Origin of the sequence: Aggregatilinea sp., from assembly GCF_036822615.1 — a bacterium.
GTDB lineage: Bacteria > Chloroflexota > Anaerolineae > Aggregatilineales > Aggregatilineaceae > Aggregatilinea.
Genome location: NZ_DAISHJ010000017.1, coordinates 30,349 through 45,638 on the forward strand (window position 1 = coordinate 30,349; position 15,290 = coordinate 45,638).

At 61.8% G+C, this 15,290-nt stretch carries 11 protein-coding genes and 1 tRNA gene; 6 read left to right on the forward strand and 6 right to left on the reverse strand.

Translation table 11 applies throughout. The features are described from left to right. Positions 1-75: 75 nt before the first annotated feature. From rny to recA, 3 genes are all read right to left on the reverse strand, one after another. Positions 76-1,605 (reverse strand): ribonuclease Y, encoded by a 1,530-nt coding sequence (gene rny / locus V7116_RS07965; protein WP_324391369.1) that lies wholly within the window; start codon positions 1,603-1,605, stop codon positions 76-78. A gap of 4 nt (positions 1,606-1,609) precedes the next feature. Further along, a complete protein-coding gene (locus V7116_RS07970) occupies positions 1,610-2,299 on the reverse strand; it encodes a regulatory protein RecX (protein WP_324391370.1) in 690 nt (229 codons plus the stop codon). Between the two features lie 662 nt (positions 2,300-2,961). Further along, on the reverse strand, positions 2,962-3,981 hold the full coding sequence (gene recA, locus V7116_RS07975) for a recombinase RecA (RefSeq protein WP_324391371.1): 1,020 nt from the start codon (positions 3,979-3,981) through the stop codon (positions 2,962-2,964). Positions 3,982-4,169: 188 nt separating this feature from the next. On the opposite strand from recA, the gene V7116_RS07980 reads away from it, so the two are divergent. The 5 genes from V7116_RS07980 to V7116_RS08000 all read left to right on the forward strand — a co-directional run bounded on the left by V7116_RS07980 (position 4,170) and on the right by V7116_RS08000 (position 9,330). Then, positions 4,170-4,243: transfer RNA gene (locus V7116_RS07980), tRNA-Gln, on the forward strand. A 212-nt stretch (positions 4,244-4,455) separates the two neighbouring features. Next, positions 4,456-4,827, forward strand: coding sequence for a roadblock/LC7 domain-containing protein (locus V7116_RS07985; protein ID WP_324391372.1), 372 nt, complete (start codon positions 4,456-4,458; stop codon positions 4,825-4,827). 280 nt (positions 4,828-5,107) lie between these two features. Then, positions 5,108-5,998, forward strand: a complete 891-nt coding sequence (locus tag V7116_RS07990) for a response regulator transcription factor (protein WP_324391373.1) — start codon at positions 5,108-5,110, stop codon at positions 5,996-5,998. 128 nt (positions 5,999-6,126) lie between these two features. Then, positions 6,127-7,305, forward strand: a complete 1,179-nt coding sequence (locus tag V7116_RS07995) for a response regulator (RefSeq protein WP_324391374.1) — start codon at positions 6,127-6,129, stop codon at positions 7,303-7,305. A 48-nt stretch (positions 7,306-7,353) separates the two neighbouring features. Beyond that, on the forward strand, positions 7,354-9,330 hold the full coding sequence (locus V7116_RS08000) for an ATP-binding protein (protein WP_324391375.1): 1,977 nt from the start codon (positions 7,354-7,356) through the stop codon (positions 9,328-9,330). 94 nt (positions 9,331-9,424) lie between these two features. Here the strand turns inward: V7116_RS08000 and V7116_RS08005 are convergent, their stop codons facing one another. The 3 genes from V7116_RS08005 to recD2 all read right to left on the reverse strand — a co-directional run bounded on the left by V7116_RS08005 (position 9,425) and on the right by recD2 (position 14,242). Next, the gene (locus V7116_RS08005; RefSeq protein ID WP_324391376.1) at positions 9,425-10,807 is read right to left on the reverse strand and encodes an extracellular solute-binding protein; all 1,383 of its coding nucleotides are present in this window, start codon (positions 10,805-10,807) and stop codon (positions 9,425-9,427) included. A 213-nt stretch (positions 10,808-11,020) separates the two neighbouring features. Continuing rightward, on the reverse strand, positions 11,021-11,953 hold the full coding sequence (locus V7116_RS08010) for an extracellular catalytic domain type 1 short-chain-length polyhydroxyalkanoate depolymerase (RefSeq protein WP_324391377.1): 933 nt from the start codon (positions 11,951-11,953) through the stop codon (positions 11,021-11,023). A gap of 96 nt (positions 11,954-12,049) precedes the next feature. Then, positions 12,050-14,242 (reverse strand): SF1B family DNA helicase RecD2, encoded by a 2,193-nt coding sequence (gene recD2 / locus V7116_RS08015; RefSeq protein ID WP_324391378.1) that lies wholly within the window; start codon positions 14,240-14,242, stop codon positions 12,050-12,052. A 215-nt stretch (positions 14,243-14,457) separates the two neighbouring features. Between recD2 and V7116_RS08020 the strand changes: the two genes are divergently transcribed. Further along, entirely contained in the window at positions 14,458-15,258 is an 801-nt protein-coding gene (locus tag V7116_RS08020; RefSeq protein ID WP_324391379.1) for an alpha/beta fold hydrolase, read from the forward strand. The last annotated feature ends 32 nt before the right edge of the window (positions 15,259-15,290 follow it).

Sequence of the window (15,290 nt, forward strand, 5' to 3'; positions counted from 1 at the left end):
TACACGCACAAGAGGGAAACAAAAACGGCGGACTCAGGGTGGGTCCGCCGCTTGGTTTCCAGTTTAAAGCGTCCGCTACTTGGCGTAATCGACCGCGCGCGTTTCGCGGATGATGGTCACCTTGATCTGGCCGGGATACTGCATCGTCTCTTCGATGCGGCGCGAGATGTCGCGGGCCAGCCGCATCGCGGCCAGATCGTCGATCTCGTCCGGCTTGACCATGATGCGCACCTCGCGCCCGGCTTGCAGCGCAAAGCTCTGATCCACGCCCTCGAACTCCCTGGCGATGTCTTCCAGCGCCTTGACGCGCCGGATGTACGTGTCCAGGCTTTCGCGGCGTGCGCCGGGCCGTGCGCCGGAGATGGCATCTGCCGCCTCGACGATGATCGACTCGACGTATTCCTGCTCCACCTCGTGATGGTGGCTGGCGATGGCATTCACGATGCGCGGGCCGACGCCAAAGCGCTTGGCGATGTCCGCGCCGATCTGCGCGTGCGTGCCTTCGATCTCGTGGTCCACAGCCTTACCGATGTCGTGCAGCAGGCCGCCGGCCTTGGCGATCGACACGTCTGCACCCAGTTCCGCCGCGATCATCCCGGCGATGTGCGCCGTTTCGATCGCATGCGCATGCTGGTTCTGGCCGTAGCTGGTGCGGAACTTCAGGCGGCCCAGCAGCTTGATGATTTCGCTGTGCAGGCCGGGCACGCCCGCCTCGTAGGCGGCGCGCTCGCCCTCTTCGCGGACGATGCGCTCGACTTCCTTGCGCGAGTCCGACACCAGCTTTTCGATGCGCGCCGGGTGAATGCGCCCGTCGAGCACCAGCTTTTCCATCGTGCGGCGCGCGACTTCACGCCGGATGGGGTCGAAACTGGAGATGGTGACCGCCTCAGGCGTATCGTCCACCACCACGTCCACGCCGGTCGCCTGCTCGAACGAGCGGATGTTGCGCCCGTTGCGGCCAATGATGCGGCCCTTCATCTCGTCGGTCGGCAGAGGAACGACGCTCACGGCGATCTCGTTCACCTGCTCCGAGGCGATACGCTGAATCGCCAGCGCGATGATGTCGCGGGCGCGGCGATCGGCCTCGATCTTGGTTTCCTCTTCGATCTCGCGGATGCGGCGCGCCATGTCGTTGCGCGTTTCTTCCTCGACGATCGAGAGTAGCTCTTGTCGGGCTTCTTCGCGTGTCATTTCCGCGACGCGCTCCAGCTCGGCCTTCTGCTCGTCATACATGGCAGTCAGCTCGTTTTGCCGCTTGTCGAGCTTGCTCTGCCGCTTGTTCAGGTTTTGCTCACGTAGATCCAGCCGCTCGTATCGAGCGTCCAGATCGTCGCGGCGCTTGGTGAGCCGATCACTTTCTCGATCTAGTTCTGCACGACGTTTCTTGGCGTTATCTTCGGCTTCGCGCTGGGTGTTGTGCGCTTCGTCTTTGGCCTCAACGATGACCTGTTTGGCCTGATTTTGCGCCTCCTGCACCAGACGTTCGGCTTCTTCTTCGGCCAGGCGCTTACGGTTTTTGCCCTGTGTTGTTTCGTATACATACAGGCCCCCCGCGCCCAGCGCAACGCCAATCGCTAGCCCGATCAGGGCATACACGATCTCCATGGCGCTACTCCTCGTATGGGTCTTCTAGTCCGTTATCGGTGTTCTGGTCGTTCAAAAAATACTCAGGTTCATGTTCTTCAAGTTCAGTCAATGTCCGCTCTACCGCGTCGCGGGCCACGTCATAGCTGAACCCGCGTCGCACCAGGAACGCGCCCAACGCCGTGCGCACATCGCGCCGGGACTGGCCGCGCAGCCGGGTAATTCGCTCCTGTGCTGCCTGATGGGCGGCCTCGCCGGGGTCAACCTCGGCCAGCGCCGCTTCGATGATGGCAGGGGCGATGCCTTTCTGGCGGAGTTCGTAGCGCAGCGCGCGCAAGCCTCGCGGCCTGAAGCGCATGCGGTCTTCGATCCAGAACCGCGTGAAGGCCTGATCGTCCACATAACCCAGATGCTCGAGCCGGTCGAGCGTTTCGTCAACGACCGGGGGAGCGATTTCTTTGGATAACAGGTAGCGTCGAAGCTCGGCTGTACTATAGGGGCGGCGGGCCAGGAGGTGCACGGCGCGGTCTACTGCGCGTGCGACTGCGTCGATATCGCGCAGAGCAGCGATCTCGTCATCGGACAGTGTTTGCCCGACACGCAGTTTTGTGGCGTCTATCAGCGGAAGCCCAAAAACAAACTCACCGTCCAGGTAGACGTTCACCCGCTCCTGATCGCGCTTCTGAGGTTCAAGCGCGGTGATGGTTCGGCTCACCCTATGTCCCCAAAAAACAAACAGCCGTTGGCAAGGACAGCCACGGCTGTTTGCTGTTGTCATTGGAACTCGTCGTCACTGTGGACCGACTATGGATGGTTCGAGCCACACCTAGCTATCTGAAAAAGCGAACATCATTCGAGATCGGTACTTGCTTGTGGGCCGCGTTCGCGGCTGAAAGGCGATCTCCATGAAACGCTTCACAGGTCCCGTCTTGCGGTGACTATCTGCTTCCCTACCGGCCAACCTTTTCAACACCCTGCCTCACAGGCAGAGACTGATTTATAGCATCGGCACTTATACCCGGGCAGTCTGCCGCTCACTCAGTAGGGGCAGGTTGTAGTCGGTCCCTTTCTCTACCGTAAGCCCAGGCTTCTCTGGGTTAACCCACATTCGTTGAATGTGGATGTTTGCTCGCAGCGGTCATCCATCCGGTAGATGGGTGCAGTTATGGCTTGATTTTTCCGAGTTCCACAGCGTAACCGTGGTATATTATTCCCCGCATTATAGCATATTATGCCAGCGAGTGTGGGATTGCACAAATACAGTATCCGACACCTTAATAATTGAGGGTTTTTATCCTGCACGACGTGCTCCGCAAAACAAAAAACCGGGACGTTTGTGCGTCCCGGTCGAAGTATTCAAACGGCAGTTTGCGGAGTCTATTCTTCCGCTTCGGCGGTCACCAGCGGCGGCAGTCCATATTCCTCGCGGATGACGTTCTCCACTTCCAGCGCCAGGGCCGGATTTTCGCGCAGGAATTGTTTGGCGTTTTCGCGCCCCTGACCGATCAGCTCGTCACGGTAGCGGTAAAACGCGCCGCGCTTTTCGACCACGCCCAGTTCCGCCCCGATATCGAGAATATCGCCCACGCGGCTGATGCCCTCATCGAACATGATGTCAAACTCGGCCTCGCGGAAGGGGGGCGCGACCTTGTTCTTGGTCACGCGCACGCGGGTGCGGTTACCGACCGTGTCGCCGCCCGCCTTGATCGCCTGGATACGGCGAATGTCCACGCGGATGCTGGCGTAGAACTTGAGCGCCCGCCCGCCCGTCGTGGTTTCGGGGTTCCCGAACATCACGCCGATCTTCTCGCGCAGCTGGTTGGTGAAGATCATGACCGTGTTCGACTGCTTGATCACGCCGGAGAGCTTGCGCAGCGCCTGGCTCATCAGGCGCGCCTGCAGCCCGACGTGGCTGTCGCCCATCTCGCCTTCGAGTTCGGCGCGCGGCACCAGCGCGGCCACGCTGTCCAGCACGATCACGTCGATCGCGCCACTGCGCACCAGCGCCTCGGCAATTTCGAGCGCCTGCTCCGCCGTATCAGGCTGGGAAATGTACAGGTTGTCGATGTCCACGCCGATACGGCCCGCATAACGCGGATCGAGCGCGTGCTCCATGTCGATGAAGGCGCAAATGCCGCCGCGCTTCTGCGCTTCGGCGACGGTATGCAAGCACAAGGTCGTCTTACCGGCGCTTTCCGGCCCGTAAATCTCGATTACACGTCCGCGCGGGAAGCCGCCGACGCCCAGCGCGATATCCACCGCCAGGGAGCCGGTGGGGATCGCCTCGACGTGCATATGCACGGCATCTCCCAGGCGGACAATTGCGCCGTCTCCGAACCGCTTGGTGAGATCGGCCAATGCCGCTTCCAACGCCTTGTCGCGGCCTTTTTCGCCCATGCGTCGTATCCTCTGTATCAGCTCAAGTGGGATTTGTGGTATGCGTTGAGTGTACTCTACGCAAAGCAAGTCTGCTAGCCCCACACCTTAAATTTCGCCATTAACGGCGAGGCCCCGGGCGGCATTTGGGAGCGCCGAACGGAGTCTTGCCCGTGTTCGTGCCGCTATGCTATAATGGCCCCCATCATTGGGGAGTCGCCAAGGGGTTTAAGGCAGCGGCCTTTGGAGCCGCCATTCGCAGGTTCGAATCCTGCCTCCCCAGCCTATCATCCGCGTCAAAGCGGATTTTTTGTTTTTTTCCCCTTTGCCTACGCGACAATAGTCCTTTTGCCTCGCTTGACGCAAAATATCGCCTGTGCTACAGTACGCGACATAAGTGAGCCTACAACCGCCCTCGTGGATAGGAAACCTCTTCACTCCCCGGCAGGTGCGGGAGTATTGTTAGACCTCTTTCAATGCGTCAGGAGAAGTGGCGTGGCGAAATCACGTAATGAGCAGTTAGTCGAGCGACTGCGGGATTTGCAGGTAAGTTCGCCCGATGTCGAAGCCGCGGCAATCGTCAGTGTTGATGGCTTGAGCATCGCATCGTCCCTACCGGGCAACATCGAAGAAGATCGTGTCTCTGCCATGTCGGCGGCGATGCTCTCCCTGGGTGAGCGCATTTCAACCGAGCTGCGGCGCGGCGGCCTGGAACAGGTCTACGTCAAAGGCGAGCACGGCTATGTGATCCTCAGCTCCATTGGGGAAGACGCGGTGCTGACCGTGCTGGCCCGCGAGCAGGCCAAGTTGGGCCTGATCTTTTTGGACATGTCGCGGGCCGTCAAAGAACTGGAAAAGCTGCTGTAAAGCAGTGCTCCAGCCGCGCCGCGCGCGACCTGGGGGCACGACCCGCCCCGTTTGCGATACCCGATCTCACCCTGGGGCGGGGATCGGCCTTGATCGCCGGTTTCCCCGTTTCTGTTGAAGAACAGACCTGGGGATGAGAGCCATACCGGGGGGAATATCGATTCATTCCCTATGGGCTTCAGGCCACTTCTGAGGGACCCTCGGTTTATTTCTGCGCCGGGACTATTTCCCGGCCCGGATCACAACTCCGGTTTTAAGAATCAGCGTGAGGCGCTCCGTAATGAGCGACGACGACACAGCCGAACGCGAGCACCCGTACATCCTCATTGTTGAGGATGATCTCGACCTGTCTGAGATGCTGAATGCATACTTTCGGGCGCTGGGGTACGAGTCGTTTACGGCAGCCTGGGGTGAGGACGCCGTCGCCCTGACGAGCGAAGATCCCCCCGATCTGATCCTGCTCGATGTGCGCCTACCCGATATCGACGGCTACGAAGTATGCCGCCGCCTGCGGCTTGGTCACCGGACCAAGTTCATCCCGATCATCTTCCTCACCGAGCGCCGCGACCGCATCGACAAGCTCACCGGGCTGGAATATGGCGGGATCGACTACATCACGAAGCCGTTCGATATCCACGAGCTGCGCCTGCGCGTCCGCAACGCGCTCCGCCGCACGCACCAGCCGGGAAACACCAATCTGGTCACCGGGCTGGCCGATGGCGCGCTCGTCGATGAGATGTTGAACGGCGCGGTTCGCGGCAGCAAGCCGTGGGGCGCGCTAGTCGTCTCGCTGACCGGCATCGAGCGCTTCCGCGAGCAGTTCGGTTTCCTGGCTGCCGACGATGTGCTGCGCAGCGCGGGATTGATTCTGCACAACGCCCAACGCGAAACCGGCGGCAGCGAAGAAGCTGCCGGGCAGCTCAGCGCCTACGACTTTTTCGCCCTCACAGACCCGGATCATCTGACCGCCCTGCGCCAGCGTGTTGAAGAGCGGCTGACCCAATCCATCCAGCTCTTTTACCCGTTCCAGCTTGCCGATGAAAACGGGGATCTCCCAGTCGAGGATCGCCTCCAGGTAAAAATAGGCCAGCTCTTAAGCAGCGAGGGACCGTTCGACGCCCTATCTGCGCTCAAAACGGCGCTGCTCAATGCATGGAAAACGGCCAAATAACCGTTAAGGACTTGCGTGCCGCGTAGTACCTGCGCCACATTCATCCTTGTTCAAGGATTAAGATATAATAGAAACGCTGGGCGGGGAGCAAGCCATTTTGAGATCCCGTAGAGGAGCATTTAGCGGTTATGACGCCTCAACGTGACGTCATTTTACTCATTGATGATGATCCCGATGCCCGCTCCCTGTTGCGTGAGCAAGTCTTCGATCCCGATCTGTACGAGGTGGTCGAGGCAGCCGACGGGCCAGACGGCCTATTGAAGCTGCGCCAGCACCATCCCGATCTGATCATGCTCGATCTACAGCTTGCGGGGCTGTCCGGGCGCGACATGTTGATCGGGCTGAAGTCACAGGGCTTTCGCGGCCCGCTGATCGTCATGTCGGACAAGGGCAGCGAAAAGGGAATCATCGAAGCATTCCGCATGGGCGCGACCGATTACCTGAACCGCCCCCTGCGCGAAGCCGAAGTTCTGGCGATGGTCGAGCGCGGGCTGGCCGATACGCATCTCCGCCGCCAGCACGAGTCGCTCACTGCGCGCGTGGGCAATGCGGAAGTCCAGCTCGAAGCGCGCGAGCACGAACTCGATCGCCTGTACCAGATCGGCCACGCGATCACCGCCCTGCGCGACCAGCGCGAGCTGTTCAACCTGATTCTACATGCCGCCGTCCAGCTTAGCGGGGCGGATTATGCGCTGTTGCTGCTGCGCGACGACACGTCGGGCAAGCTGGTGCTGCGCACCGGGCACAACATGCCGATGTCACTGGCCGATCGTGTCGGTGAACCGGCGCAGGATGCGCTGGCCGACCTCGTGATGACCTCGCGTGAAATTCTGACGATGACGGGCGACAGCCTGCGCCGCTTCCAGATCCCCAAAGACGTTAGCGCCGTGGCGTACCTGCCCCTGGTCGTGCAGACCACGAGCATCGGCGTGCTGGCCATGGGCAGCCGCAGCAGCGAATCGACCTTCAACGAGCACCGCGTCCGCCTGCTGCGCCTCCTGAGCGATTACGCGGCGGTGGGCGTAATCAACGTGCGCCTGTTCGACATGGTCAAACAGCGCGCCCGTACCCTGGAATCGGTCAATCGGGATTGGCAGACACGTTTTGCCGAACGTGAGCGCCAGATCCAGGCGGTTAATTCTTCCCTGACGGTAATCGAGGCCGAGTTGTTGCGGCTGGCTCACGGTAAAGAGGGACATGTCCCGCCCCGCGTAGGAGAACGCCTGCTCGAACTCAACAAGCAGGCCAGACAGATGCTCGCTCTGATAGCGCGAACGTCACGGCCTCCCCAAAAAACGGACAGTTGAGTTACGCGGCTTCACGGCGACATTTAGGATGATGGAGATCTACTGACTTTGGCAGGTGAGCGCATACTCCTGGTAGACGATGCAGCCGAGGTCCGTCTGTTTCTGGCAGACTCAGTGCTGCGAACGGCAGGCTACGACGTACTGACGGCGGCGAACGGCGTCGAGGGGTATACCCTGGCGCGCGATCTGCGACCCGACCTGATCATCGCGGACTACCTGATGCCCCAATGGACCGGGTTGGAAATGCTGGCCGCTCTGCACAAGGACAAAATCGATCTGCCGTTCATCCTTATTACGGCGGAAGGCTCCGAAGAGATGGCCGTGCAGGCGCTGCGGCTGGGCGTGAACGACTATCTGATCAAGCCGTTCGATCCCGACGATCTGCTCAGCGCGATGCAGCGCGTGCTCAAAGAGCACTGGACGCGGCAAATCACCCAGCAGATCCCGGCGCAGCTCATGGAGGCCAACCTGCAGTTAGAGCAGCGTCTGCACGAGCTGGACACGCTGGTGCAGATCGGCAAGCGCGTGACCTCGCTGCTGGAACTTCACGAAGTGCTGAACCAGATCGTGCAGGCTGCCGTGCGGCTGGCAAAAGCCGAGCGCGGTAATCTGCTGCTGGTGGACGAGGACTCGGGCGAGCTGTACCTGTACGCCTCGTCCGAAAAGATGCGCAGCGACGGTGACTCGTTCCGCCTGCCCGTGTCAGACAGCCTCGCGGGCCAGGTGGTCAAAACCGGCGAGCCGGTGGTGATCACCGGGGACGCGCTGCACAAGATCAAGACGCACTACCTCGTGCGCGACGTGATGTACATCCCGCTGGCCCTGCAAGGGCAGGTGATCGGCGTGCTGGAAGTCTCCAACCACGACATCAGCCGCGAATTCGAGCCGCACGCACTGCCGCTGCTGCGCGTGCTGGCCGACTTTTCCGCGATCGCAATCGGCAACGCGCAGCTTTACGCCGCCATGCAGAACGAGCGCGACACGCTCGACGCCATCCTGCGCGACACGGAAGACGTGATCGTGGTGGCCGATACGCAAGACAACATCCTGTTCTGCAACCCGGCAGCCCAACGCGCCTTCAACATCGAGCGCGACGACTTCATCGGCAAACCGCTCGACGACGTGATCCGCAACAGCGAAGTGCAGACCCTGTTCACGAAGGACGCCTCGTCGCGGCGCAACCCCAGCAGCGAGATCCACCTGGAAGAAGACGGGCGCTATCTGAACGCCCAGCTCAGCACGGTGGAACTGGTCGGCAAGGTCGCCGTGATGCAGGACATCACGCATCTGAAGGAACTGGACCGCATCAAGAGCGATTTCGTCACGGCAGTGTCGCACGACCTGCGCTCGCCGCTGACGGCGATCCTGGGGTATGTCGAGCTGCTGTCGCGCATGGGACCGCTGAACGACAACCAGCTGGAATTCGTGCGGCGCATCAACGAAAGCGTGCAGTCGATCACCGCGCTGATCTCGGACCTGCTGGAGCTGGGCAAGATCGAGGCGGGCTTCGACAAAGACCGCGAGCCGGTCCACATCGACGAGATCGTGCGCGGCGCGGTCGAAGGCCAGCGCCACCAATGGGAAACCAAGCGCCACAAGGTCGATGTCAGGCTGCCTGACGGCCTGCCCCCGGTCCTCGGCTATCCCCAGCGCCTCAAGCAGCTCACCAACAATCTGGTTGAGAACGCCGTAAAATACACGCCCGATGAAGGCGAGATTCACATCCAGGTCGAGACCAACGACAATTTCCTGGTCCTGCGCGTGGAAGATACCGGCATTGGCATCCCCAAGAAAGACCAGCCGTACATCTTCGACAAGTTCTACCGCACCGATCAGGCCATCGATAACTTCGCCGGGACCGGGCTGGGGCTGTCCATCGTCAAAAGCATCGTCGAGCAGCACGGAGGCCGGATCTGGGTCGAAAGCCGGGTGGGCACAGGCACGACATTTTCCGTCATGCTGCCCGCGTGCGCTGATGCCGCCTGCCAGGAAGAACAACAGGCCGAGAAACACGCCGCGCACTAAACGCCGCGCCGCACATCACACGAGGCAATTACACGACAAAAAAAGGCCGCCCCGAAGGACGGCCTTTTTGGTGCTCGTTAACCAGCAGCGCGTACTACTCGGCGCTGAAAGACGCCTGGATGTCGTTGGCCTGGGCGGTCAGGTCGGCCAGCGCCGTCTGAACGTCGCCACCACCGGACAGCAGCTCGTCAAACGTGGCGGCCATTTCGTCGCGCACCACGTCGTAGCTGGCAACCTGCGGCTCAACCGCGGTTTCGCCCTGGATCAGATTCCACGCATCTTCGTACTGCGGGAAGTCTTCGAACAGCGAACCCATATCTGCGGCGGTCGAGTAGCGGACCGGGAAGTAGTTGCTGATCTCGGCCCAACGCGCCTGCTGTTCGGGCTCGGTGAACCAACGCACGAACAGCCACGCGGCCAGTTCGCCTTCGGGCGTGGTCTTGGGGATGCTCACGCTCGCGCCGTAGATGTTCTGGACGGGCATATCGGCGTAGGGGATGTAGGCCACGTGCCATTCGAACGGCTCGGCGAACGCGTCTTCGATGCCCGACTTGATGTAGGGCAGGCCGGAGGACGAGCCGGTGTAGAACAGGGCGCGACCGGCGATGAAGTTGTTCTGGTCACCGTACTGCTCGGCTACCAGTTCGGCGCAGCCGTCGTTGTACAGGTCAACCATGAACTGGATGAAGTCCACGGTCGCGGGGCTGGAGAAGTCGAATTCACCGTCGTTGTAGATTTTGCCGCCAGCGGCAAAGGTCGCCGCCGCGATGAACGACGCGTCGGTGCGGATGGTGTAGCCGATGGTGTCATCGCCTTCGTAGCCGCTCCACCCCTGCTCGGTGAACGTGCAGGCCATATCGTGGAATTCTTGCCAGCTCGCGGGCGGGGCATCGTAACCCAGCTCGGCCAGGGCGGTCGCGTTGAAGTACAGCGATTCGGTCGAGCGGTTGGGCGGGAAGCCGATGCGCGCTGAACCGTCGGCGGTGTAGTCCTGCGTGTAGAAGCCGGGGATGAAGTCCGCGACTTCGGCGTCATTGAAGCCCCACTGGGAATCGGTCACGTAGACATCCATGTTGTCCACGAGGCCGCCCGCCTGATAGTAGGCCTGGGCGTTGTTCTGGTAGGCCACAACGAGGTTGGGGACGTCGCCGGTCGGGATCGCCGCGATCATTTTCTGGTAGATATCGCCGTAGCTGCCCTGGAGCGAGCCTTCAACCGTAATGCCCCACGGATTACCGGCATTAAACTCTTCAATCATGCTGTTGATAAATTCTTCGCGCTGGCCGCTGTGCTGGTGCCACCACGTGATCGTCTGGCCAGACGGGTCAACCCCAGCCAGAGGGCCATCGGCTGCCGGCTCAGTCGGAAGATCAAACGTGTGGACGAAGCCTTCATCGCCCTGAGCGCTGACGCCCAGAACCGGTACGGCCAAAGCAACGACCAGTACCAATGCTACGAACACACCGAGTTTACGCATGTGAGTTCCTCCTTAAGGGACTGTTTGAGAAGCGATGCTCGGGTTGCAACAAGAAGCTACTGCACCAGGGTGAAACGCCCGGTAAATACAGGTAAAGAACAGGTTATCACCTGGAAAAGCCTGCTTAAACATCATACTCGCCAACACGGCTCGATGCAACAGGCCGATTGCACAACGACGCCTCATTTTTCAGGGTCGATGTGCCAGATCGGGTCAGGGTGTGGGCAGTGTGTGCGGTTCAAAAAAGGCCCAGATCGCCTCGCCTGCGTGCAGATCCATCGTCACGTTCCCCGCCACGGTCGCGTTTAGACGCCCCGGCACGCCCGGCAGGTTGTGCCCGCCGCCCTCTACTGCATAGAGGACTACCTCGGTGTCGTCGTCGCAGCCGCCGATGTGGAAATAAATGACCGATGTGGCCGCTTCTTCCCCCTCCTCGGCGCTGGGCAGCGTTTCGTGCGTCACCTCGTCCGGCGAGCAGCCGTCATGCTCGGCCCAATACGCGACCGTATCCTCGACCGGCATCGACAGCACGACCTGCCCCTGCACCGTGCCCGTCCACGGGACCACTACATCCGCCGTGCCGTGAATGAACAGGATCGGCGTGGGCGCAGACGTCTCGCACCACTGGTGCAGGCTGGGATAAAAACCGGCGCTGACCACCGCGAAGGCCGCATACTCGTCCGGGACCTCGCACGCTAGCCGCTGTGTCATGAAGCCGCCGTTCGAGAATCCGGCGGCATACACGCGCCCCCGGTCGATGGCGTACTCGTCCGCCACCGCATCGACCAGCGCCGACAGAAACTCCATGTCGTCCGTCTCCGGCCCGATCCATTCGGGCGTGCCCTGGGCGTAATTCCACTCGTGGTTGATGCCGTCGGGATACGCGGCGATGAAGTCGTTTTCCTGCGCGACGCGGTTGAGATCGAGCTGGTCGGCAAACGTGCTGCCGTCGCCGCCCCGGCCATGCAGCGCCACGACCAACGGCCACGGCTCCGACCCGTCATACGCGGGCGGCACGTAAAGCGCATAGGTGCGCTCGACGCCGTTCACGGTGAGGCTGTTCTGGGTTTCCTGCGCGGAAACAGGTAGGAGGGCGCTCAAAAGGAAAACGGTTACGAGGAGGGAAAACCCGAACAATCGTCGCATGGCGCACCTCGCCGGGGCAGCGCCGCCCCCTTCATCACGTCATCGAACGGTGTATCCGGTTATACGCGCTCGGGGGACAAAATCGTACACGAGCGGTTATTGTTTCAGCCGCCAATCGAGCGCGCTCCACCGCCGCGCCACCTGATCGTTGTTGACCGCAATGCCAACCGCCTTGCGCGTGCCGACCAGCACGACCAGCTTTTTGGCGCGCGTCACGGCAGTGTACAGCAGATTGCGTTGCAGCATCATGTAATGCTGCGTGACGATGGGCATCACCACGCACGGGTATTCGCTGCCCTGCGAGCGGTGCACGCTGATGCAGTAGGCGTGCGTCAGCTCGTCGGCGTCGTACCAGTCGTACTTCACGAAGCGATCCTCGAACGCGATGACCATGATCTGGTTGGTCATGTCGAAGCTGTGCACGCGCCCGATGTCGCCGTTGAACACGTCTTTTTCGTAGTTGTTGCGCGTCTGGATGATCTTGTCACCCACGCGGAACAGCCGCCCGGCCAGCCGCCGCTCGGCGGTGCGCCCGTTCGAGGCATTGAGCGTATCTTGCAGCACGTTGTTCAGCGCCGACACGCCCACCGCCCCGCGATACATCGGCGCGAGCACCTGGATATCGCGCAGCGGATCGAGGCCGAAACGCGCCGGGATGCGGTTGCGCACCACATCCACCAGCAGCGACGATGCCGCTTCGGGATCGTCCTCGGTGAACACGAAAAAGTCGTCGCTCTGGTTGGACAGATCCGGCATCTCGCCCCGGTTGATACGGTGCGCGTTGGGGATGATCTGGCTGTTGCCCGCCTGCCGGAAAATCACGTCCAGGTGCGTCACCGGGCCGATCCCGCTGCGGATCACATCGCGCAGCACGTCGCCCGCGCCCACGCTGGGAAGTTGGTCCACGTCGCCCACCAGCAGCAGGTGCGTATCGGGCTTGATCGCCTTCAACAGGTTATAGAACAGCACAAGGTCGATCATGCTGGCCTCGTCCACCACCAGCACGTCCGCGTCGAGCGGGTTGTCTTCGTTGTGCAGGAATGACATATCGGCGGGCGAAAAACCGAGCATACGGTGAATGGTGCGCGCGGAATGTCCCGTCGCTTCGCCCAGGCGCTTGGCAGCGCGCCCGGTCGGCGAGGCGAGCAAAAAGCGGTGGTTGGTACGCTCCAACACGGCGATCACCGCGTGCAGCGTGGTGGTCTTGCCTGTGCCGGGGCCGCCCGTCAGCACGCTGATCTTATTCGTCAGCGCCAGCCGGACCGCTTCGCGCTGCTGCGCGGTCAGCGAGATCTCGCGCCGGGCCGAAAGCGACGCGATCAGCGAAGGCAGATCGAGCGCGGCCAGATCCGCCAGCCGGGACTGCGGCGTTTCGACCATGAGCTTCAGCCGGGCCGTCGCGCCCTTCTCGCTGTAGAACATCGGCGGCAGATACAGCCCCTCGATGCGCGACAGGCCATCGGGGATCGTCTCGGTATAAATTTCGCCCCGCTGGATCAACCCCTGGATCGCGTTTTCCACCAGCTCCGGCTGGACTTCCAGCATAACCGCCGCCGCTTCGACCAGGGCATCGCGCGGCATGTAAACGTGGCCGTCGTTGGTCGCTTCTTGCAGGCTGAAGACGATGCCCGCGCCGATCCGTCCCGGCGAATCGGCGGGCAGGCCGAGATTCTGCGCGATCTTGTCGGCGGTGCGGAAGCCGATGCCAAAGATGTCGCGCGCGAGGCGGTACGGGTCGCGCTGCACGATGCCGATCGACTGGTCGCCGTACGTCTTATAAATTTTGACCGCCAGCCCCGACGAAACGCCGTGCCCTTGCAAAAACAGCATCACTTCCTTGATCTGCTGCTGCTCGATCCACGCCTGCGCGATCAGCGCCGCGCGGTGTTTGCCCACGCCGGGCACGTTGATCAACTGGCCGGGATCGCTGTCGAGGACGTCTAGCGTCGCCGGACCGAAATAGTCCACGATACGTTTGGCCGTCACCGGACCCACGCCCTTGATCAGCCCACTGCCCAGGTAGCGGCTGATCGCGTCCACGCTCGCCGGGCGAATCTGCACCACCATTTCCGCGCGGAACTGCCGCCCGTGGCGCGGGTGCGTGGTCCATTCCCCTTCCAGGCGCACGGTTTCACCCGGCTGGAGTTCCGGCATCGAGCCAACGACCGTCACCAGATCGCTGGCGTGGCGCGACTGTTCGGGCAGCAGGCGCAGCACGCAGTAGCCGGTTTCTTCGCTGTAGTAGGTGATGCGCTCGACGGAGCCTTTGAGAGTATCGGTGCTGGTCATAGGAGTCTGGTTGACGGGTGAACGGTGGCTCGGCCCGTTTGGCAGCGGGCGGAGCGTCTGTTATTTTACCTCATAACCGGACTAAACCGTACATTTGTGCGATCGCGCCTCAGTGACGAGCCGTTTTTAGTATGATCTCTCTATGATTTCCGGGCACGAGGTTTATTGGATGCCACCGACCGGACACAACTGGCAACGTGAAGGAGCGATGAAATATGAGCGAGCAAGTCAATATGGTTGAGCTGTACTACGAAGAACGCGGGCAGGGGTTGCCCGTCGTGCTGCTGCACGGCTTTCCCTTCAGTCACGCCATCTGGCAGGCGCAGCAGGCCGCGCTGAGCGATGCCGCGCGCATCATCACGCCGGATCTGCGCGGGCACGGCAAAAGCCCCGCGCCGGAAGGCGACTACACCATGGACCTATTGGCGAGCGACGTGCTGGCCCTGCTGGACCGGCTGAACGTATCGCGCGCGGTGTGGGTGGGGCACAGCATGGGCGGCTACATCCTCATGGCGGCGCTGCGGCAGGCCCCGGATCGTATCGCGGGGGTGGGGCTGGTCGCCACGCATCCGCTGGCGGATGCCGAAGAAAAGCGCTTCCAGCGCCGCGAAAGCGCCGATCTGGCGATGGAAAACGGCAGCGGGGATACCGCCTTCAGCATGATGAGCCAGATCTTCGCGCCCGATGTAGACGGCACGTCGCCGCTGGCACAGTCGATGTACGATATCATGGTCAACACAGCGCCTGCGGGCATCGCAGGCGCGCAGCGCGGCATGGCCCTGCGCCCCGATTCGTCCAATACGCTCCGCGAGCTGTCCGTCCCGGCGGTGATCGTCGCGGGCGTGGACGACAAGATCATCGGGCTGGACAAAGCCCGCGCAATGGCGGCGCTGATCCCCGGCGTGCAGTTGGTCGAAGTCGAAAATGCGGGCCACATGCCGATGGTCGAACAACCGGACGCCACCACCGGGGCGCTGCGCGGTCTGATCCGCATGGTTCAGGCAAACGAGCGCTAAAAGTTAACCCGACGCTGTTTCGCTGTGCTCCG